The following is a 20,624-nucleotide window of genomic DNA, read 5'->3' as shown; positions in this document are numbered from 1 at the left end:
CAGCAGGCTGTGAGGTCCGTGAAGTTCGGGAATTCCCGCGCCTGGGCGTGTCGATTGCTGCCGGAATTTATAAGCCTTGTCGAGGGATTCAGGGCGCTTGTTGACGCCATTGATGGCTACGCGGATATGCACTATTCGAAAACCAATGGGATGGGCTCCTGATGGAGCGCTGGCGCATGGGTGATCCATTCGAGGTGGTGGCCAGGATGGAAGAGCATGAAATAAAGCGGGATACCCGCGTTGTGGAGGAGTATATGGGGCGCAAGCTGCAGTCCGTTTCTGGTCGAATCCAGCAAGATATGTATCAATGGGGAGACTGGGCAAGGCGGCCGCAGTTTTGGGCGAATCTGGGCGTTACCCCGTTTTGCCGAATCCTTGGCCAGCTGTCTGACCGAGAGCCGCGAGACTTTCGCCTGGACCCCCAGAGCATGGCGATTCACAAGGCCGTGATGGCGCTGGAGGACACGCATAAGATCGTCTTGTATGCGTATTTCGTGGCACATATCAGGCATGAGGATATGCCGGTGATTTTCAATTCTCGCGGAGTAAGCAGGGCAACCTATTACCGCCGCCTGGATGCCGGCTCGGTAATGGCGCATAACAAGGCAATGCGGATGCTTGAGCGGGCCAAGCAAGGGTTGTGAGACTATTTGGTATGGTTTATACTGTTTTCCAGATAGCCTCAGGTAGTTGCGATTGGGGCGGACGGGGCCCTGCCTAGAGCGGGGTTTTTTCGTTTGCCACAGATTCATACACGCTGGTGTTGCATAGCGCACCGGCACGAATTACCAAGAGGAAAGCAAGTGGATATTAAAAATCTAATCCCTAAAAAGGTGGCTGTTGAAACAAGCGCCGGTGAGCTATATGTTCGCCACAATTTAACAGGGGACTTGGAGAAGCTAAAGAAGCTTGAAAGCGGGGAAGGTGGATTAACGGCGGCTTTGGTTCGCCTTTACGCCAGCGAGGATCAGAATAACTTTGATGTAGCCCCCTTGTCAGACAGCCTATTCTCTCGCTTAGGGAAAGATGACATCGAGAACATCTTAGCCGCCACAGCGAGGCAGGTTTATATGAAAGACTTGCCCGAAGGCTTGGTGCCTGATGGTCTTAGCGACTTTATTAAAAATGAAATCGTAGAGGAAGAAAAAAAACGGGCCAAAATGTTTGAGAAGGCTGGGCTGTACAGCTTCTTGGGAGACCAAGCCTATTCATCGATACTGGAGCAAGAGAAGAAAAAGGCTCGTATGCAAGGACTGGCTGGCCTCTCTGCTATAGCAGAGACTGAGGCCCGAGCATCAAGAGTTGTGTTCGAGCAACCAAAACCAATCCGGCTCCCCGAAAATCCATTGATCAAGCTTTCTCAGGAGAATGCGCAAATATCCAGGAATATGGCGCAAAAAACAGATAGCTTGATTGATGTGGTCAGTGGTTTGCACGATGCGCTAGTTGTTGAGGTTTTGCCGAAGTGGATGGAGGAAGCCAGAAAGAGCGAACAGAGGACGGGAGAGGCGCTTGAGATATCGAAGGCTCAAGTAGTTGAGTCAATAAAGTCAAACGCAATTGCAGCCAGAGGACAGCGGCTTACAAAAATTGCTGTTGGCGTGGCGATTGTTGCCGCTTTGTCAGGATTGGTTGGTCAGATATGGGGTGATAAAACCGCTTTGGACGCCACCCTCAAAACATTGCATGACATCGAAATTAGTTTTCAGGAAAAGCTAACGGACCAGCAAGCACTTATAGCTCAGCAGAGATCTGAAATTGAAAGACTGCAAGGGGTTGTCGCCGAAAAGCCAGATGCAATTAGTAAGTGAGCGCAGCCCTATATTATTTAGCGCGGTGTGCGGGATATGATCAGTCAGGGCCTAGCTCAAAAAACACGCGACCAGACCCGGCTATTGATATTTTTTGTAGATCAGAAACAGTAAGTTTGTCCACGCCATAGTTACCGCAAGCACTATATGGGATATTTTTATTAGGACAAACCCTAATTGTGGCTAGATTGCAAACGATTCCGTCGCGCCTCGGAAAACTGCCCGCGAAACGGCAGCAGGCTCAAGGCAACCTCGACAGCTGGCGCGGCGGCAAGACATCAGCTCAGCGCGGGTACGGCTACAAATGGCAGCAGGCCAGGGCCGGATATCTGGCCAAGCATCCGCACTGCGTCATGTGCCTAGCTGATCTGGACATGACAGATCTGCCGCCAGCTGATGTGATCGTGGAGTGCGCCAAGCGCGGCGTGGCTGAGCCGCTGGCAACGATTGTTGACCACAGGATCCCGCATCGTGGAGACCAGGCGTTGTTCTGGGATCGCAGCAACTGGCAGGGTCTGTGCAAGACACATCACGACAGCACCAAACAGCGCATCGAGCGCGGCAGCCAGCGCCAGGCAATCGGGCTTGACGGCTGGCCGGTGGAGGATTGAGGCGTGAAGATCAACACAGACAAGCAGCACCGCGACGTGTACGCGACCACGGTCGATCAAGACGTGGCGCTGCGGATCATTGCTGAGCGAGTGGCGGAAAAGGTGGGCGTCAGCCTGGATGGTACGGGCGTGACGTGGCGGGCCTGGGTGTCTACCCGCGACACCAGCACCGGCATTCTCCATGATATCAAGGTTGAGATCATCGACGATCACACCCTAAAGCCGGTGGCTGGATGATGCAGACCAATATAGACCTGGACGCGATCGAGCGGCGCAATCGTGGCTGGCTGCTGCCGGGTATCTGCCCGCCGTGCCGCGTGTACCTGGACGGCGTGGAGTTGCGGCACGTCACGGCCGCCAGTGTCAGCAAAGGGCGCGTGCGGGTAGAGGACGATCCGATCAAGATCAGCAAGCGCGGCCGGATCATCAGTCGCACGCTGTACGGCCGTGTCACTGTGGAGCTGCTCTGATGCAGCGTCAGGTGACGATACGCATATCCGTGGCCTGGTGGCTGCGCTGGTACATCGTGGGCGTGGTGCTCATGTGCCGCATGACTGGGTGCGCGCCCGATGTCGAGCGCGTGGCGTACTGGGTACGGCGGGCTATCAGGATGAGGATTGAGTGATGGCCGTCTAGGGCTGGCCAGACGGGCATAGGTGAGGCGCTGCGGCGCTCCCGCCATCACCGCGTACGAGCGCACAGGCGGGCTACAGCGGGCTGGCATGGGCATTCAAGCGGGGGGGGGCGGGTCGAAACCCTGGGCGGATCGGAAACCTAGACCGGCAGCTTCTCTCATTCAGAGATTTTTCCCCTTAACAGGAACTTGTTAACTGAGGTTGTTCATGGCGTTTACCGACAAAAAGCGCAAATTCGTTGCCGCGCTCCAGTCGGGGCTGTCTGGCGCGAAAGCGGCTGTGGCTGCGGGCTATAGCGAGAAGGGTGCGCCTCAAGCGGCCAGCCGCCTGATGAAGGACCCGGACGTTCAGGCCGCGCTGAAGCGCAAAGAGATTGTTGAACAAGCGAAATCCGAGGCAAAGGCGGCCGGCAAGGATGTCAACCTGCCCGATCTCGGGAAGATGTTCAGTGATCCTCAGGATTTTCTGAAGGCGCTCATGAATGATGTGTCTGAAGACATGAAGCTGAGGCTTGATGCGGCCAAGGCGCTCATGCCGTTCACTCATGAGCGCAAGGGCGAGGCCAGCAAGAAGTCAGCCAAGGAAGATGCGGCCAACAAGGCCATGCAGGGTCGATTTGCTGTTCCGGCGGCGCCCAGGTTGCAGTAATGGTTGCGCTTCCGCAGTGGAGTACTGCTTGCTTGGACTGGGAGCGACGGATTGTTGCGGGCGAGAGTCTGATCACCTTCAATCCGCTGTTTCCTGAGCAGGCTGACGCTGCGCTTCGGATATTCGAGCAGTTGAAGATCGTCGATTTGCCTGGAAGCCCGGCTATGGGCGAGGTCTCCAGGAAATGGGTGTTGGATTTTGTGTCGGCGGTGTTCGGCGCATACGACGCGGACACAGGTCGAAGGCTGATCACCGAATTCTTTCTGCTGATCAGCAAGAAGAATACGAAATCCACGACGGCTGCCGGCATCATGCTGACAGCGCTGCTGTTGAACTGGCGTCGTTCGGCTGAGTTGTCGATCATCGCGCCCACTGTGGAGATCGCGAAGAACTCGTATTTCCCGGCCCGAGACATGATCCAGGCTGACGATGAGCTCAAGGCCATCTTCCATGTTCAGGATCACGTGCGAACGATCACTGATCGGCGTACCGGAGCGATCCTAAGCGTGGTCGCCGCAGACACCGACACCGTGGGCGGCAAGAAGTCATCCATCGTGCTGGTCGATGAATTGTGGATCTTCGGCAAGAAGGCGAAGGCCGAGAACATGTTACGTGAAGCCACGGGTGGACTGGTATCTCGCCCAGAGGGCTTTGTGGTTTATCTGTCCACGCAGTCCGATGAGCCGCCGGCAGGTGTTTTTAAGCAGAAATTGCAGTACGCAAGGAAGGTTCGGGATGGCGTGATTGTTGACCCCCGGTTCTTGCCGGTCATTTACGAGCATCCGCAAGCCATGCTGGATGCCGGAGAGCATCGCAACCCGAAAACCTTCTACGTCACGAACCCGAATTTGGGGGCGTCCGTCAGTGAGGCCGACCTGATCCGGATGATGTCTCAGGCCGAAGAGAGTGGCGAGGAATCCGTGATCGGGTTCATGGCCAAGCACCTGAATGTCGAAATTGGCCTGAACCTGCGCTCCGACCGTTGGATGGGTGCGGACTACTGGCAGCAGCAAGCCGACCCGACCATCACCCTGTCTTATCTGCTGTCTGAATGCGAGGTCATCGACGTTGGAATCGACGGCGGCGGCCTGGACGACCTTCTGGGCTTGTGCGTGCTGGGTCGCCACAAGGACACGAAGGAATGGCTTGCCTGGTGCAAGGCATGGGCGCATCCGTCCGTGCTGGAGCGGCGCAAGGACATCGCGCCGCGGCTGAAGGACTTCGCCGCTGATGGCGATCTGATGCTGGTGGACCATATCGGCGAAGACGTGGACGATCTGGCCGCAATCGTGGCTGAGATCGAAGAATCCGGCCTGTTAGATCTGGTGGGCGCTGATCCGGCTGGGATTGGGTCGGTTCTGGATGCCTTAGAAGAAAAGGGCGTGCCCAAAACCAAGTTGATGGCGGTCAGTCAGGGATGGAAGCTCTCGGGCACCATCAAGACCGCTGAACGACGACTGGCAGAGGAGTCGTTCAAGCACGCTGGACAGCCATTGATGGCCTGGTGTGTAGGAAATGCCAAGACGGTGCCCGTGGGCAACGCGATCAACATTACAAAGCAGGCCAGCGGATCAGCAAAGATCGATCCGCTCATGGCGCTCTTTGATGCTGTGCAACTGATGGCGCTCAACCCGGAGGCGCGATCTTCAGGCGACTTCTGGGAAGCCATCCGAAACCCGATTATTGCGTGAGAATCATGACTATTGCTTTGACCCTCTTCCTGTTGGCCGCCATCGCTGGCCTGAGCCTGCTGGTGGCCGGTACGTTCGTGTTGGCCGGACCTGGCTGGGCGTTTGTCGCTGGCGGCGCTGCGCTGCTTGTGTGTGCGGCCTTTCTTCGCAGTGGACTGCGCTCTGAGGTGAAACGTGCGTAAGCGAGGTATCGCATCGGTGCTGATTCAGGCCGCCCAAAGTGAGTCGATCTGGCATAACGCGCCGATCCGACTGACTGACGGCGGTTTTTGGTCATCTTGGCTTGGGGGTGCATCTTCCAGTGGTCGTGCGGTCGGCGTGAACGACGCAATGAAGCTGTCTGCCGTCTGGGCGTGCGTTCGACTGGTGTCCATGTCGGTGGCGGGCCTGCCAATTGGTGTCTACAAGCGCAAATCGGACGGCGGTCGCGAATCGGCGAACGACCATCCTTTGTATGCGCTGGTGCATGTGTCTCCTAACGAAGACATGACACCCATGCAGTTCTGGCAGGCCATGGTGGCGGCCATGATGCTGTGGGGGAACACGTACGCGAGAATCCAACGAATCGGCAAGCGGGCTGTGGCGTTGGAATTTCTGCTGCCATCTCGTGTTCGTTTGGATTGTGATGATTTGGGCCGCTTGAGGTACTTTTTCAGACCGAGGTCTGGTGCCGAAATCGAGATTGCCCGTACTGACATTCTGCATATCCCTGCCTTTTCCTTGGATGGCAGAATCGGCCTGTCGGCCATTCGGTACGGCGTGGATGTGATGGGTGCGGCCATGTCGGCCGAGGACGCCGCAAATGGGACGTTCAAAAATGGGCTTATGCCGACGGTCGCGTTTTCTGTTGACCGGACGATGAATTCAAAACAGCGCGAGGAATTCCGCGAGTATGTGGCCGCAGTATCCGGGGCATTGAACGCTGGTCGCGCTCCGGTGCTGGAGCATGGGGTAAAGCCCGAATCCATCGGCATCAACCCGAATGACGCCCAGCTGCTGGAGTCTCGGGGCTGGTCTACGCAAGAAATCTGCCGTTGGTTCGGTGTCCCCCCTTGGATGGTTGGATATACCGACAAAGGGTCGAATTGGGGAACCGGCCTTGAGCAGCAGATGCTGGCCTTTCTCACGTTTGTCATCACCAGCTACACCACGCAGATTCAGCAGTGCATCAATAAGCGCTTGCTGGAACCGAAAGACTGGCCGCTGTATTACGCGGAATACTCTCTTGAAGGGTTCCTTAGGGCCGATAGCGCTTCTCGTGCTGCCTTCTATAGCTCCATGGCTCAGAACGGGGTCTACACCAGGGACGATATTCGAGAAAAAGAGAATCTTCCCAGAAAGGGCGGAAATGCCGAGGTTCTCACCGTGCAGTCCAACCTTCTACCACTAGACAGGCTGGGCGAATCCAGCGACTCAAACAGCGTGCGTTCCGCGCTATCGAACTGGCTCAAAACAGCCGAAACCCAGGAGTAAATCCCATGCCTATCCGCAATCTTCCGGCTGCCCCGGAGGGCCGCCCGTGCGCGGCTGTTACGAGCAGTATTTTGCCACGCGCCCTAGATCGCTGGGACGCCGGGATTCGCGCTGCTGCAGACGAAGACCGCACGATCAGCATCTATGACGTGATTGGCTACGACTACTGGACGGGCGAAGGCGTGACGGCCAAGCGCATTGCCGGTGCGTTGCGCAACATGGGCCCAGGGCCAGTGACAGTCAACATCAACAGCCCTGGCGGCGACATGTTCGAGGGCCTGGCGATCTACAACCTGCTGCGCGAACACGACGGCGACGTGACGGTCAAGGTTCTGGGTCTGGCCGCCTCTGCCGCCTCGATTATCGCCATGGCTGGCGATACCGTGCAGATTGCGCGCGCCGGATTCTTCATGATCCACAACTGCTGGGTGGTGGCAATTGGCAACCGCAACGACCTGCGAGCCGTGGCCGACAAGCTCGATCCATTTGATGCTGCCATGGCGGATATTTATGTGGCGCGCACCGGCAAAGACCTGGCTGAGATTCAGCAGCAGATGGATGGCGAAACCTGGATCGGCGGCAGTTCTGCGGTTGATCAAGGTTTCGCCGACGAATTACTGCCGTCTGATCAGGTGAAGCAGGGCGATAAAAAAAGCGCCTCAGCGGTTCGCCGGTTGGAGTCCGCACTGCGAGCCTCTGGCATGCCGAAGTCCGAGGCTATGCGCCTCATATCCGAATTCAAGTCCGGTCTGGGTGATCCGACTGGCGGCGGTGAGGGCGATCCCACCGAACACAGTGCGGGAGATCCGCCTGTTATCGACCTTTCCTCATCGCTTACTGCGATCAAATCTATCTCAATAGGAGCCTAATCATGGCTGATCCCATCGAAAAGCAGGTTGAAGACCTGAACGCGAACATCACGCGACTGAACAGCGAAATCAAGCCCCTGGCCGAACAGGCCATCAAGGAAGCCAAGAACGCGGGCGAGGTGAACGCCGAAACCCGCGCCAAGGTCGACGAGCTGCTGGTCAAATACGGCGAAGCTCAGGCTCGCATGGCTGCTGTCGAGCAGGCTGTGGCCGCTGGCAGGGCTGAAGATGGACCGCAAACTCACCAAACCGCCGGTCAGATGGTGTCCGCATCGCTCACCGAGCAGGGCGTGAATTCGTCTTCTCGCGGCGCGTATCGGGTCGCCATCCCGCAAGCCGCCATTACTTCGGTGACGGGCTCCGGTGGTGACCTGGTGCAATCCGACCGCCAGCCCGGCATTGTGGCAGCGCCCAATCGCCGCCTGACCATCCGTGATCTTGTCGCTCCTGGAACGACCAGCAGCAACAACATCGAGTATGTGAAGGAAACCGGCTTCACGAACAGTGCCGCGATGGTCTCCGAAGGTGGGCAAAAGCCTTACTCGGAAATCGCGTTCGAGCTGGCCAACGCGCCGGTGCGCACGATCGCTCACCTGTTTAAGGCCAGTCGCCAGATTCTGGACGATGCGCCTGGGCTGGCAAGCTATATCGATGCGCGCGGCACCTACGGCCTGGACCTGAAGGAAGAAAGCCAATTCCTGTACGGTAATGGCGCAGGCGTCAACCTGAACGGCATCATCCCGCAGGCGGAAAGCTTCGTGGCTGCGTTCACTCCCGAGAAATATCAGGGGATTGATCGCGTTCGGTTGGCCATCCTGCAGGCCATCCTGGCCGAATATCCGGCCAGCGGCATCGTGCTGCACCCGGCTGATTGGGCGCAAATCGAGCTGACCAAAGATGCGAACGGCAACTACATCATTGCTCGTCCGCAAGATGGTACTCCAGCCCGACTGTGGAATCTTCCTGTGGTGGCTACACAAGCCATTGTGCAGGATGACTTCCTGGTGGGAGCGTTCCGCCTCGGAGCGCAGGTCTTCGATCGCATGGATACCGAGATCCTGGTGTCTACCGAGAACGACAAGGACTTCGAGAAGAACATGGTGACCATCCGCGCTGAGCGCCGTCTGGCCTTCGCTGTGTATCGCCCCGAAGCGTTCGTGACCGGGCAGCTGAGCGGATCGTAAAGCAATGTGCGGGCAGTCTCGGCTGCCCGCACTGTTTTCTGAGGAAATTATGGTGGATCAAGTCGAGGCATTGCCTCTGAAGTCATTTGAATACGGCGGAACCGTTCGCGCACCACGAAAGGGAGTCTTCTTCATCGATCGACGCACGGCCCAGCAGCTCGAAGCCTCTGGCTTGCTCAGAATCGTTGACCAAGCACATGACCCTTTGTCGGCCGCTGGGGAACAGTCGTCTGCCTCGCCAGTGGCCCAAGCCTCACCGTCGCAGACGTCGAACGGGTCCGCGCCTGGCGGCAAGCGGGGACGACCGAAGAAGGAAGGCGAGTAATCGTCACCAACACGACCTTTCGGGCCGCGCCTTGGGCCGACGCACTATTTGCGATGGATCGCGCTTGGTGGCAACGGCATATCGACGAGGTTAAGGCTGTTTTTTGCGGCGCGCTTTTGACTTCGGCGGTGCATTGTTATGGGGCGCAGCGCATCAGCTGCGAGGAATACAGGAATAGCGGGGCAGGCGCCATCGTCTCGGCGCTGAAGTTCGGGGCAAAAAAGGTCATCTTGCTGGGTTATGACTGCCAAAAAACCGGCGGCGTTGCGCACTGGCATGTCGATCACCCCAAGGGGCTTGGCAATGCAGATTCTATTGATCGGTGGCCAGCCATTTTTGATCGTGTGCGAAGGAATTTCCCAGCCGCGAATATTGTCAATTGCACTCAGCAGACGGCGCTGACGCAATTTCCATTATCGAACATCGAGGATGAATTGGCGACGGCGAAGCCTCTGCTTGTGCGCGGCCTGAACGGTCTGGGTGACAACATTTATCAGCGGGCGTTTATCCGCCACATGCCAGGCTTGGTGTATGTCGAAACGCCGTGGCCGGAGTTGTACGCGGATTTGCCTAATGTCAGGTGCGTTCGATCTGAAACCCAGCTGCGGACGCAGGCAAAGAACGCGGACAGCACAGCGTATGAATGGGCGCAGCGGCCAGCACATATACCCCAGATCGCGCTTCGTTACGGCCACGCCGATCTTGTGCGCGGCTCAATCCTGCGGGCCATGTCGCGCTGCCTGGAGGTGAGAAAAGCTACGTTTGATTTGCCGGACTTTGGTCCATCGCCCATCAAGTCGGATCGGCCTGTCGCTATCGTGCGACCAGTGACGGCCCGTAAAGAGTGGCTGAATACAGCCAGAAGCCCCAAGCATGAGTATGTCTATCAGGCTGCTGTCGAATTGCAGCGCCGAGGCTTCTATGTGGTGTCTGTGGCCGATATTGAGCGCGGGAAGGAATGGATCGAAGGCGAGCCGCCACCAGCCGACCTGGTGTTGCATAGCGGCGAACTGAATATCACACAATTGCTGTCAGCGATTCAGCAGGCTGCTGTGGTGGTGGGTGGGGTCGGCTGGATTGTGCCTGCCTGCATTTCTGCCGGGGTGCCGCTCTACTGCATTCTGGGCGGCCAGCTTGGACATAACGCGCCCGACAGGATCACAGATGCGTCAACGATGGATCTGTCGCGCGCCGGGTGGGCAGTGCCGGATAGGCCGTGCCACTGCTCGAACATGCGGCACGACTGCGAGAAGGCAATTTCAGGATTCCCGGATAGGTTCCGGCAATGGCTCGACAAGCAAGGCCTGTAGGGCAAAACACAAACACAGGGCGATTCTTCGGAGTCGCCCTTTTTTATTGGGTGAACGGAATTGATCCAAGACGAATATTTCGACAGCGCGGCAGCAACCGATTTGGTCTGGCTTCCAAGCCTTGGCATGGGCCGGTGCCTGCGGCATGAGCCTGCAATCTACGACGACGGCTATTGGGAGAAATACGCCCGCATGGCCGATACGCCCATGGGCAAGGCCCTGACCCAGGCTCGTGTCGATCTAGTGGCGCGGCACTACTCTGGGCCGCTGCTGGATGTCGGAATCGGCTCTGGCTCTTTCGTGTTGGCGCGTCCAGATACCTTCGGTGCCGACGTGAACCCGCATGCAGTTCGTTGGCTTGAGGAGCGCGGCCTATTGCAAGACCCGTACCGCGACAGCTTTCGAGCTTTGTCTGCCTGGGATGTTCTTGAGCATGTGACACAACCCGCAGCACTGGTCGCGAGAGCTGGCGAATGGTTTTTCACGAGCATGCCGATCTACCGAGATGCTGCGCACTGCAGGGCCAGCCGCCACTATCGGCCTGGGGAGCACCTGTGGTACTGGGCGCATGACGGTTTGATTCGTTGGTTCGAGCGTCAGGGATTCGAGTGCGTCGAGCACAACACGGCGGAGACCGACTTGGGCCGCGAAGACATTGGCAGCTACGCCTTTCGGAGGCTGGAATGAGCATTGTTGATGCTGATCTGGTAAAGGCGCACCTTCGCCTGGACGATGATTCGCCTGATGGTGATCTGGTTGCTGCCTACCAAAGCGCCGCCGAAGAAGCCGCGATTCAGTATCTGGCGCGTCCCGTCTTTGCTACGCAATTGGAGGTCGACGAATCTGCCGACGAGAATGCCATGCTGGTCAACGCAAGCTTTACGGCTGCTGTGATGTATGCCGTGGCCGCCATGTACAACAAACGCGAGGATGCGACCGCAGATGTGTCGCAGTTCCCTCAGGAATCGCGCCGTTTTCTTGATCCGTTTCGGGTCGGACAGGGTGTGTGATGGAAGCCGGCCGACTCAACCGCAAGATCACGATCCAGAAGCGCACGCAAGTTCAAGACGAATCTGGGCAACCGAAGGACGCTTGGACGGACGTGGCAAAGCTCTGGGCTTGGGTGAAGACCCAGACCGGCATGGGGTCGCTGCGAAACGATCAAGCGGGCAGTGTTTCCATGTCGCTGGTCGCCTACAGCTTCCGAATCCGGTACCGGCCATCGGTCACTGACGACATGCGCGTGGTCTACGGCGGCCTGAACTTCGACATCAAGCAGGTTCGCCATGACCTAGCCGATCACGACTGGACCGACATTGTTTGCGAAGAGGGCGGAAACGATGGCTGACGCAGGTATCAAGTTCGACTTTCAGGAAGCCTACGACCGCCTGGACGGCCTGGCCGAGATCGCCAAGCAACACCTGCCGCGCTCGATGGCTGTGGCTGCGGGCCAGGTATACCGCGACGAAGCGAAGGCCCGTGCGCCAATCTATGACCAATCCGAAAGCCTTATGGCCGCCGGTGTTGAATTCACCAGGCCGCGCATCCCCGGCACGCTTCGAGATGCCATCTATCTGGCTTATTCGGAATCCCGCTCGGCGCCACAAATCGGGATGGCCGTTTATTCAGTGACGTGGAACGCCACCAAAGCCCCTCATGGCCATCTTGTTGAGTTTGGGCATATGGGCACAAACAAGCTGATCAAGGACAAGGACGGGAAATACATACCGACGAACGCGAAATTGCCAAAGCCTGTTCGTGTTCCAGCCACACCATTCCTGCGCCCGGCTTATGACGCCGTGGGCACTGCGGCGGGTGCAGCTGCGATGGACAGGGGGCGCATCAGGCTGGCTGAAATTCTGGCCAATCCGGCCATTCTTGATCAGTACAAATAATGAGCATCGAATCATCCCTTTTTGCGCTCCTTGGCCCTTTGGTGGGCGGGCGCTGCTATCCAGACGTCATGCCAGATAATCCGACGTTTCCGTTAATCATCTACCAGGTGGTTGGCGGCCAGGCCATGGAATGGCTGGATCGCACCTTGCCCGAGACCGAAAACTACCGCGTCCAGATCGAGTGCTGGTCGAAGATCGGACTTGAAAGGGGGGCGTTGGCATTGTCGGCGCGCCAGAAAATCATCGAAGAGGGCGCGGAGTTTGCTTCAGCTGAGACTCTGGGGCAGTCCATCAACCAAAACAACAGCACGTTGAAAATTTACGGATCAAGGCAGGATTTCAGCATTTGGATTCACGTTCGCTGATCTGTTTCTCCCGGATATCTCCCGGATATCTCCCGGATATCTCCCCAATTTGACAACTTCCCGCCCGCCGTGCCCATGCATTGGCGGGCTTTGCGTTTTGTGCCGACTAGATCGACGGATCGAACGCGGGGGATGTCTCCTAACCCTGCCCGTCGGCACAACCTTATTCATGGAGACATGGAGATTGTTATGAGCAATGTCATCAAGTACGACTTTGAAGGGAAGCTGTACAGCTTCAATCTGAACGGTTGGTTCAATGCCACCGAGGCGGCCAAACGATATGGCAAGGGCATTGATGATTGGTTGGCCCTGTCCGGCACGCTGGAGTACATCCAGGCCCTGGACGAAACGCTGACGGGGCGGCCGGGCCAGATTCTACATACCCGTGATTCCAGGTATGTAAAAACCAGCAAGGCCCGCGTTGATCGTGGCGGCGGTACATGGCTGCATCCTAAGCTGGCCGTCCGCTTCGCGCAGTGGCTGAACGCGAAGTTTGCGGTTTGGTGCGACCTGCAAATCGACACCATTATCCGCAACAGCATCCGGGCCGAGGGCAATACCAACCTGCTGCCGCTGTTCTTGCGTGATTCTGCTGCTACCTGGGAGCTGCGCTTTGAGCCGTCTTATTACCGCGCACTGGCGCGCATGACGGGCACGCATTACACAGGGCATGCGGGCGGAACATCGCCGATCTATGGGGCCATCACGGAAGAATGGGTCTATGGCTGCATTTTGCCTGCCGATGTCCACGCGGAATTGAAGGCCCGCCGCCAGAAGTCGGAAAAAATGCACCAGTGGTTGACTGCTGGCGGCCAAGACGTGCTGGATCGCCAGATCGCCCTGGTGACGGCTATCGCCGCATCGTCTGCTGATTATCAGGACTTCAAGGCCCGCATGATGGCCGTGTCGAATCGCAGCGGTCAGCTGGGCTTTGTCTACCCAAGGGTGGCGTGATGGAAGGATTCAACATCTCTACCCTGTCCGACGCCTTCGCCCTGGCCGTTCGGGCTGATGGCAAGGAAATCAGCGGCGAACGTATCGCCAGCCTGTTGGCCGAGGCTGCCAAGGAAAACGATAGAGAGGTGGAGGCCGGGCATCTGCCCATCACCGCCATGTACCTAATCTTCGCGGACTTCAGTGACAAGCTGGGGCGCGAACTTGGGCATGAGATCGACCCGGAAGGGTTCGCCCTGGATTGGGCCGACGACTACCCGCAACTACGCAGGGCATGCGCGCAAGTAGAAGTGCTTGTTGTGCAGACCATGAGCGATGCGGGGCGACTGTTCCGCGAAGTCAGTGGCTTCGGCCCAGAAGATGTATTCGTCCGAATGATGCAGGACGAAACAACGGCAGAAGTTGCTGCCGCCCAACTCGAATCAGAGCGACAACGACCAACGATTCACTAGCCCGGCCCAGAGCCGGGTTTTTCATTTTTACCCCCCCATTGCCGCCATGTGCGGCTTTTTTTATTGGAGCTTCATCATGGCGAAGAACCGCTTTAACTTCCCCAACGGCAGCATTCTTGAATTGGCCACGGCCTTTTCCTCTGCCAAGACCATTTCCGCGATCACGAACGCCAAGCCGGCGGTGGCCACGTCTGCGGCCCACGGCTTGCTGGATGGCGATATCGGCATCATCACGACCAAATGGCCGCGCCTGAACAATCGCGGCGTTCGGGTGGCCAATACCGACGCCAACACTTTCGAGCTGGAAAACATCAACACCACCAAAACCCAAATGTTCCCGGCCGGGCGCGGGGTTGGTGCCATTGAAATCCCCACCGATTGGGAGGTGATCGACAAGATTCTGGAGGTCACCACCAATGGCGGCGATGACAAGTTCTGGACTGGCGGGTTTCTCGAAGACTACGAAGATACCCAAATTCCGGTTGGCCGCAACCCGCAGTCGATGGAATTGACCCTGGGGGACGACCCCGATTCCGACCGGGACGATGCGCTCCTGGAAGCCGACGCAAACAAGGACAAGACGCATCTTTTGCGCCTGACTCTGCCCAGCGGGGACATCATTTTGTACACGGGAATCCTGTCCTACAACGATAACCCACAAATGAGCCGGGACAACCCGATGTCCACGCGCCTGACGATTTCCATGTCCGGGCGCCCCATGCGCTACGCCGAATTCGTGTCCTAAGCACGATCCATCCACACCATCAGCCGCCATGTGCGGCTTTTTCTTTTCTAAGGATCTATCACCATGGCAATCAAGAAAGGCAATGCACCCAAGACCATCAAGGCCAAGCTGGAACTGGCCGGCGGCGGCGAGACCAACACTCTTGACCTGACTTACCACAACCGCAAAGCCAAGGAAGTGCAGGACAAGATGGAATCCATGAAGAAGTCGAAAGCCCCATTCTTGCCGACCATGGTTCTGTTCCTGGTCAAAGAATGGGATACCGACTATTCGCTGTCCCTGGAAGGGATTCTTGAACTGGAAGACGAACGCCCCGGCATCTGCGCCGCCATCTTGCAGGGTTTTCACAACAACCGAATGGTGGCCCTGCAGGGAAACTGAGGGCGGCTGCAGAGGCGCTATTTCGGCGGCCCCCCGACGAAAGCGCCCTTGCAGCCTTTGGCTTCACCGCAGACGATTTCAAGGGCGAGGATGTCGAGGTCTGGCCGGAAAACTGGCCCGCCCTTGACCTGTGCGCCAGGAACCGTACCCAAGTGATCGCGGGGCCTGGCGGTCTGATTGGGCTGAACTATATTTGGTTCCAGTCCTGCCTTGATCGCCAGGGCCTTGATGCCGAGGAAGTCGAACGTATCATGAGCGGTATTCGGGTGATCGAAGCCGTTCTGCTGGTCGAAGCGTACCGGGATGAGTAGAATGCCCTGTATCTAACTGATACGGGGATGGGGCATGTCTGTTGCTGATGAAATTGAAAAACTGGCGGCACTGCGAGACAGCAGGGCGCTGACTGAAGCGGAGTTTCAGACTGCGAAATCAAAGGCCTTGGGCGAGGAAGCCTCACCCAAGCCGTTGAGTGCAGACGAAGTTATAGGCAGCGCCGGTGGCATTGGAATAAATAAACCGAGTCCGATGAAGCTGACGGCGATGATCATCTTGGCTGGTGTGATTATTTTCCTTGCCTTTGGGGTGGTCAGGTCAAATACGCCTGAGGGGAAGGAAAAAGCGAAATTGAGAGCCGCCATAGATATGTGCTGGAATGATTACAAAACCAGTTCACTTGGAATGGATGCGAGGAAAATTATCGCTGGAACATGTCTGCTTTTAACGGATGAATTTAAAAACAAATACGGATTTAATCCGTAAAGCCACAAACCGCCCTTTTGGGCGGTTTTTTCATTTCTGGCCCTGCCGCTCGGCGGGGCTTTTTATTGGACATTGCAATGGCTGACGAAACTATCGGCGTAGCGCGAATAGACCTTATCGCGGACAGTAGTGGTCTTGATGTTGAGATTGCTAAGGCCAAAAACCGCCTTGAGTCTTTTTCCGTCGATGCACAGCGATCCTATGAGGGCCTGACCGGCGCGGCTAAACGAGCCACGACAAACTTCGTCAAATGGGCTGATTCTGCCAATAAAACGGCTGAGTCGCAGAAAATCCTGAACGCTGCTGCCGCTGGTGTGCCCACTAAAATCATTGAGGAAGTTGCGCAGAGGATGCGTGATTTGTCTGCGGCGACCGAGGCCGCTGCAGAACGGGCAAAGCGACTTGCCGATACGCAGGCATTTGAAAAACAGCACGCTGCCGCCCAGCGCTTGGTCAAGTCGTCCGAATACGTCCGCTGGTGGGAAGACGCCCTACAAAAAGCGGACATCGCTGAAGCGAAGCTGTCGAATGATCGAGCCTTCATTCGATCCCTGGAAAATCGCGCCAAAGCTGCGGGCAAGACCGCATCAGAAATCCTGGAAATGCAGGCCGCCGAGCGCGGCCTGACGGATCAAGCTGCGCCCTTTATTGCCAAGATGCGCGAACAGGAGGGCGCTGTTCGATCCAGCGGAATCGAGTTCAACAAGTATGGACTGTCAGCCAAACAAACGTCTGCGGCCCTGCGCCAAGTTCCCGCCCAGATCACTGACATTATCGTATCTTTGCAGGGCGGGCAGGCCCCGCTGACTGTTCTGCTGCAGCAGGGCGGACAGCTGAAAGATGTGTTCGGTGGGATTGTGCCTGCAGCCCAGGCTCTCGGGTCCACCGTTTTGAAGCTGATCAACCCTGTGATGCTGGCTGCTGCAGCAGTAGGCGGCCTGTACCTTGCTTATCGGACTGGGGCCGGAGAATCAGAGGCGTTCAATAAGACGTTGATCATGACCGGCAACGTCGCTGGCGTGACGTCTGGCGAACTCCAGGCTATGGCAGCCAGGATTGGTGGTCTTGTTGGCACGCAGCATAGCGCTTCGGCAGCGCTGAATGAATTTGCAAAATCAGCCCGCATTGGATCTGGCAATCTGGAGGATTTCACAGCCGCTGCAATGCAGTGGGAGGCTGCAACTGGCACGGCTGTATCTGAAGTTGTCAAACAATTCAATGAATTAGGGAAAGACCCACTTAAAGAGTCGCTCAAGCTCAATGAGTCAATGAATTTTCTGACCGCCTCTGTTTATGAGCAGATCAAGGCGTTGCAGGACCAGGGCCGCGAAACGGAAGCCGCTGCGCTGGCGCAAAAGACATTTGCAGACACAATCAAGGAGCGCGCGCCGCAGATAATCGAGAATATCGGATATATAGAGCGGGCCTGGGGTAGCGTTAAGAAGGCTATCGTTGGGGCTGGTGATGCTGTCGCTGGCTTTGGTCGGCAGTCAACAGCGCAAAACAAGCTGGATTCTCTGAACCGCGAAATTGAGGCCGCAAATAAGATAATTGCTTCCGGTGGTGCGGGAATGAGTGGCGGCGGGTACGACTATGCGGTTGTCGCTATTGCTGCGTCCCAGGCCAAACTTGATCGCTTATATGCGGAGCGTGATTTAGTTCAGGGTCAAATCGACACAGAAAATTACGCGGCCAGAGTGAGGTCCGAGGCTGCGCAGGCGGAGCTGGAACTCATCAAGCAGGAAGAATTGCGCGTCAGCTATCTTGGCGATTCCGGTCGTCAGACTCGATCCGAACAGCGCATTGCCGCAGCTGACGCTGAAAACAAAGCGTTCAAGGCTGCGATTGCTGGGTTGGCGACCGACTCCAGTGCGTACGAGGCGATCTATGCTGCTCACAAGACGGCCTTGCTCAATATCGACAAGAAGTACGCCGACAAAAAGACGGCTGGCAGTATTTCCGCCACTCAAACAGAGCTTGCCCGCCTAAATGGATTGATTGAGGCGGAGCGTCAACGTGAAGCACTGCTGCGTTCCGTGACGGCCACTCAAAGCGACCTGAACGAAGGCGAAAAGCTGGCGATCCAGTATGGCGAAAAGCTGAAGCTGGTCACAGATGAAAAAACCCGCACACAGCTTCAAGCGAATCAGGCCAAGGCAGCTGAATACGGCGCACTGAAGCGCAGCAATGACGAGGCCGAAAAGGATTTCAAGGCCCAGCTTAAAACCACCCAAAGTGTCAAGGATAAAACCAAGTCGCTAAGGGATGAAATCTCTGTCTATGGGCAGTCTGAATCGGCCATCCAAGACACGATCATTGCCCGCCTGGAAGAACAGAAAATCCAGGCCCAGGCCAAAGGTCTTTCTGATGTCGTCGTTCAGGGGATTCAGGACGAAATCAATGCGCGCCGTGATCTGCAGGCCGCGATGCAGGAAAAGGAGTTCCTGGATCGGGAGGCAAAGGCTTGGCAGCAATGGCAGCAAGACATCGGCCAAATCTTCGATCAAGTCGGCCAAAGCCTGACGGACGCCCTATTTGAAGGCGGTAAGTCCGGGCGCGACCTGATCAAGTCGATCTTCAAGACGCTGACGCTCAAAATCCTGATCCAGCCGGTGATGGGCGCCCTGCAGGGCATGGTCACGCAGCAGCTGGGCGGGATGCTGGGGTATCAGCAGCCAGGGCAGCAGGGCGGGGGCTTCGATATGCCCGGCGGCGGCAGCTCGATTGGCCAGTACCTGGGTGACGGCATCAGCCGCGTGGGCAGCTGGGTCAACAGCACGTCCATGATGCAGTTCGGCAATGATTTCGGCGTGGGTTATGGCTTGAGCAGTGGCGCCTATACCGGGGCGCTGACGGATGCACAGGCGGCGGCGTTCATGGGCCAAGGCGGGTCGGGCGGCACCCAGGCCGGGCAGTTCCTGGGCGAGTACGGCGGGCAAATCCTGGGCTATGGCAGCGCCATTTACAGCGCCATCCAGGGCCAGTACGGCAGCGCCATCGGCCAGGCCATCGGCACTTATATCATGCCCGGTATCGGCACCGCTGTCGGCGGCCTGGTCGGCAGCTTGGCGGATAGCCTGTTCAGCGGCGAACCCCAGACCCGGCACGGTCAGTCCACGGTCTACGAATACCGAGGCGGCGACATCACGCGCACGCATAACGAAGACGAGCAGTCCGCTCAGTTTTACGACTCCATCGAGCAGATGGTGCGCGCCACATCTGACGGCATCCGCAATACATTCGAGTTGCTGGGCGTCAATGCCAGCTTGGAGGATTTGCGCGGTCGCACGGATATTTCGCAGACAGGCAAAGGGGATGGAGTATCGAGCGCCGGCGGCATTTTGATCAATGGCCGTTACGTCGATATCGGCATCCCGCACGAATCCGACGACACGAAATATGGATTCGGCGGCTGGTCGGATCAGCCGGTCTTGCCCAGGCTGGCTGCCGATCTGAAGATGACCGCGTTACAAGCCTTCCAAGCAGCAGCCGAGGTAATGCCCAACGCCATCAATCGTGTGCTGGACGGCCTGGATATCCGCAGCCTGGGGGCGGAGCAGATCGAGGCGCTGTCCAACCAGATCAGCGGCATGGTCGTGGGGGCGCAGGCGCTGCAGCAGGCGATGGAGCACCTGCCGTTTGAAAACCTCAAGAACCTGTCGATTGATGCCGCGATGGGCCTGCTGCAGCTTGCGGGCGGCCTGGAAAACCTGGCAACGCTGCAATCGTCCTACATCGACAACTTTTACAGCGACGCCGAAAAACAGGCCCTGCAGATCGAGTCCATCAGCCGGGCACTGGCCGACGTCGGGCTGGAAATGCCTGCGGTGACGGGCAGTGCGGATCAAATGCGGGCGGCGTACCGGGCGCTGGTCGATGCGCAGGACGTCAATACCGAGGCTGGCCAGCGGGCATATGTGGCGCTGCTGGCCACCAGCGGGGCATTCTCGCAGCTGGCCGATACGGTCGGCTCCGTCATGAGCACGTTGGGGATTGATGTCGCCAAGTCCGCGCTGTCCTCGGTGCAGTCTGCGGTGCAGCGGGAACGGGATCGGATCAACGCCGAGGCCGTGGCGCAGCAAAAACTGCTGCAAGACGCGATCAAGGGCGTATCCGCGTCGGTGTCTGAGCTGACCGGACTGACGGGCAAGTTGCAATCGGCGCTCAATTCGATGGCGTTGCGGATCAACCCGGCCGGCACCTTTGCCTGGGCACAAAACCGGGTTGATCAGGCGCTGTCGGTGGCGAAACTGACCGGCATCATGCCCCAGGGCGCGGATTTCGATGCCGCGCTGCAGGCGATCCAGCGACCCGATGCCGCGCTGTACGACACGTTTGAGGATTTCCAGGCAGCGCAGCTGAAATCCGCGAACCTGGTCAACGATCTGAATGGCCTGGCTGACAAGCAACTGGCCTCGCAAAAGTCCCAACTGCAAATGCTGGAAGACCAGCTGCAGCAGAACAAGGACTGGCAGGACGCTGAGATGCAGCGCCTTGATGACATCCTGGACACGGC

At 57.5% G+C, this 20,624-nt stretch carries 25 protein-coding genes; 24 read left to right on the top strand and 1 reads right to left on the bottom strand.

Going from position 1 to position 20,624, the window contains the following annotated elements; genetic code table 11:
- Positions 1-161: 161 nt before the first annotated feature.
- From ACMHYJ_RS14135 to ACMHYJ_RS14115, 5 genes are all read left to right on the top strand, one after another.
- Positions 162-644 carry a hypothetical protein gene (locus ACMHYJ_RS14135; protein ID WP_414246827.1) on the top strand — a complete coding sequence of 161 codons (483 nt, stop codon included), beginning with the start codon at positions 162-164 and terminating at the stop codon, positions 642-644.
- Positions 645-803: 159 nt separating this feature from the next.
- Positions 804-1,811 carry a hypothetical protein gene (locus ACMHYJ_RS14130; protein ID WP_414246826.1) on the top strand — a complete coding sequence of 336 codons (1,008 nt, stop codon included), beginning with the start codon at positions 804-806 and terminating at the stop codon, positions 1,809-1,811.
- Positions 1,812-1,990: 179 nt separating this feature from the next.
- Entirely contained in the window at positions 1,991-2,422 is a 432-nt protein-coding gene (locus tag ACMHYJ_RS14125) for an HNH endonuclease signature motif containing protein (protein WP_414246825.1), read from the top strand.
- A 3-nt stretch (positions 2,423-2,425) separates the two neighbouring features.
- Positions 2,426-2,659 carry a hypothetical protein gene (locus tag ACMHYJ_RS14120; RefSeq protein WP_414246824.1) on the top strand — a complete coding sequence of 78 codons (234 nt, stop codon included), beginning with the start codon at positions 2,426-2,428 and terminating at the stop codon, positions 2,657-2,659.
- The gene (locus ACMHYJ_RS14115; protein WP_414246823.1) at positions 2,656-2,892 is read left to right on the top strand and encodes a hypothetical protein; all 237 of its coding nucleotides are present in this window, start codon (positions 2,656-2,658) and stop codon (positions 2,890-2,892) included. The genes ACMHYJ_RS14120 and ACMHYJ_RS14115 overlap by 4 nt, the downstream gene beginning before the upstream one ends.
- 7 nt (positions 2,893-2,899) lie before the next feature.
- Here ACMHYJ_RS14115 and ACMHYJ_RS14110 read toward each other — a convergent pair whose 3' ends face one another.
- The gene (locus ACMHYJ_RS14110) at positions 2,900-3,076 is read right to left on the bottom strand and encodes a hypothetical protein (RefSeq protein WP_414246822.1); all 177 of its coding nucleotides are present in this window, start codon (positions 3,074-3,076) and stop codon (positions 2,900-2,902) included.
- Positions 3,077-3,264: 188 nt separating this feature from the next.
- Between ACMHYJ_RS14110 and ACMHYJ_RS14105 the strand changes: the two genes are divergently transcribed.
- The 19 genes from ACMHYJ_RS14105 to ACMHYJ_RS14015 all read left to right on the top strand — a co-directional run.
- Positions 3,265-3,705 carry a terminase small subunit gene (locus ACMHYJ_RS14105; RefSeq protein ID WP_414246821.1) on the top strand — a complete coding sequence of 147 codons (441 nt, stop codon included), beginning with the start codon at positions 3,265-3,267 and terminating at the stop codon, positions 3,703-3,705.
- A gap of 32 nt (positions 3,706-3,737) precedes the next feature.
- The gene (locus ACMHYJ_RS14100; RefSeq protein ID WP_414246820.1) at positions 3,738-5,396 is read left to right on the top strand and encodes a terminase large subunit; all 1,659 of its coding nucleotides are present in this window, start codon (positions 3,738-3,740) and stop codon (positions 5,394-5,396) included.
- Positions 5,397-5,401: 5 nt separating this feature from the next.
- Positions 5,402-5,578 carry a hypothetical protein gene (locus ACMHYJ_RS14095; RefSeq protein ID WP_414246819.1) on the top strand — a complete coding sequence of 59 codons (177 nt, stop codon included), beginning with the start codon at positions 5,402-5,404 and terminating at the stop codon, positions 5,576-5,578.
- Positions 5,571-6,869 carry a phage portal protein gene (locus ACMHYJ_RS14090; RefSeq protein WP_414246818.1) on the top strand — a complete coding sequence of 433 codons (1,299 nt, stop codon included), beginning with the start codon at positions 5,571-5,573 and terminating at the stop codon, positions 6,867-6,869. Before ACMHYJ_RS14095 ends, ACMHYJ_RS14090 begins: the two co-directional genes overlap by 8 nt.
- A gap of 5 nt (positions 6,870-6,874) precedes the next feature.
- The gene (locus ACMHYJ_RS14085) at positions 6,875-7,738 is read left to right on the top strand and encodes a head maturation protease, ClpP-related (protein ID WP_414246817.1); all 864 of its coding nucleotides are present in this window, start codon (positions 6,875-6,877) and stop codon (positions 7,736-7,738) included.
- Between the two features lie 2 nt (positions 7,739-7,740).
- Positions 7,741-8,922: a phage major capsid protein gene (locus ACMHYJ_RS14080; protein WP_414246816.1), complete on the top strand. Its 1,182-nt coding sequence runs from the start codon at positions 7,741-7,743 to the stop codon at positions 8,920-8,922.
- Between the two features lie 378 nt (positions 8,923-9,300).
- A complete protein-coding gene (locus ACMHYJ_RS14075) occupies positions 9,301-10,557 on the top strand; it encodes a hypothetical protein (protein WP_414246815.1) in 1,257 nt (418 codons plus the stop codon).
- Positions 10,558-10,617: 60 nt separating this feature from the next.
- Positions 10,618-11,244: a methyltransferase domain-containing protein gene (locus ACMHYJ_RS14070; RefSeq protein ID WP_414246814.1), complete on the top strand. Its 627-nt coding sequence runs from the start codon at positions 10,618-10,620 to the stop codon at positions 11,242-11,244.
- Positions 11,241-11,567 carry a head-tail connector protein gene (locus ACMHYJ_RS14065; protein ID WP_414246813.1) on the top strand — a complete coding sequence of 109 codons (327 nt, stop codon included), beginning with the start codon at positions 11,241-11,243 and terminating at the stop codon, positions 11,565-11,567. The genes ACMHYJ_RS14070 and ACMHYJ_RS14065 overlap by 4 nt, the downstream gene beginning before the upstream one ends.
- Positions 11,567-11,905, top strand: coding sequence for a phage head closure protein (locus tag ACMHYJ_RS14060; RefSeq protein ID WP_414246906.1), 339 nt, complete (start codon positions 11,567-11,569; stop codon positions 11,903-11,905). The genes ACMHYJ_RS14065 and ACMHYJ_RS14060 overlap by 1 nt, the downstream gene beginning before the upstream one ends.
- Positions 11,898-12,452 carry an HK97 gp10 family phage protein gene (locus tag ACMHYJ_RS14055; RefSeq protein ID WP_414246812.1) on the top strand — a complete coding sequence of 185 codons (555 nt, stop codon included), beginning with the start codon at positions 11,898-11,900 and terminating at the stop codon, positions 12,450-12,452. Before ACMHYJ_RS14060 ends, ACMHYJ_RS14055 begins: the two co-directional genes overlap by 8 nt.
- On the top strand, positions 12,452-12,817 hold the full coding sequence (gp17, locus tag ACMHYJ_RS14050; RefSeq protein WP_414246811.1) for a tail completion protein gp17: 366 nt from the start codon (positions 12,452-12,454) through the stop codon (positions 12,815-12,817). The genes ACMHYJ_RS14055 and gp17 overlap by 1 nt, the downstream gene beginning before the upstream one ends.
- A gap of 189 nt (positions 12,818-13,006) precedes the next feature.
- Positions 13,007-13,771, top strand: coding sequence for a KilA-N domain-containing protein (locus tag ACMHYJ_RS14045; RefSeq protein ID WP_414246810.1), 765 nt, complete (start codon positions 13,007-13,009; stop codon positions 13,769-13,771).
- The gene (locus tag ACMHYJ_RS14040) at positions 13,771-14,223 is read left to right on the top strand and encodes a hypothetical protein (protein WP_414246809.1); all 453 of its coding nucleotides are present in this window, start codon (positions 13,771-13,773) and stop codon (positions 14,221-14,223) included. Before ACMHYJ_RS14045 ends, ACMHYJ_RS14040 begins: the two co-directional genes overlap by 1 nt.
- A 76-nt stretch (positions 14,224-14,299) precedes the next feature.
- On the top strand, positions 14,300-14,968 hold the full coding sequence (locus ACMHYJ_RS14035; protein ID WP_414246808.1) for a phage tail protein: 669 nt from the start codon (positions 14,300-14,302) through the stop codon (positions 14,966-14,968).
- 63 nt (positions 14,969-15,031) lie between these two features.
- Complete coding sequence (locus tag ACMHYJ_RS14030; protein WP_414246807.1) at positions 15,032-15,349, top strand: hypothetical protein; 318 nt, start codon at positions 15,032-15,034, stop codon at positions 15,347-15,349.
- Entirely contained in the window at positions 15,289-15,660 is a 372-nt protein-coding gene (locus tag ACMHYJ_RS14025) for a DUF1799 domain-containing protein (RefSeq protein ID WP_414246905.1), read from the top strand. Before ACMHYJ_RS14030 ends, ACMHYJ_RS14025 begins: the two co-directional genes overlap by 61 nt.
- 34 nt (positions 15,661-15,694) lie before the next feature.
- Positions 15,695-16,108: an SHOCT domain-containing protein gene (locus ACMHYJ_RS14020; RefSeq protein ID WP_414246806.1), complete on the top strand. Its 414-nt coding sequence runs from the start codon at positions 15,695-15,697 to the stop codon at positions 16,106-16,108.
- 77 nt (positions 16,109-16,185) lie between these two features.
- The coding region (locus ACMHYJ_RS14015; protein ID WP_414246805.1) for a phage tail length tape measure family protein at positions 16,186-20,624 on the top strand (4,439 nt) is incomplete at its 3' end.

The organism is Castellaniella hirudinis (assembly GCF_047468865.1).
GTDB classification, from domain to species: Bacteria; Pseudomonadota; Gammaproteobacteria; order Burkholderiales; family Burkholderiaceae_B; genus Castellaniella; species Castellaniella hirudinis_A.
The sequence above is the reverse complement of the archived record's forward strand: the minus strand, read 5'-3'. Positions and strand labels throughout refer to the sequence as shown.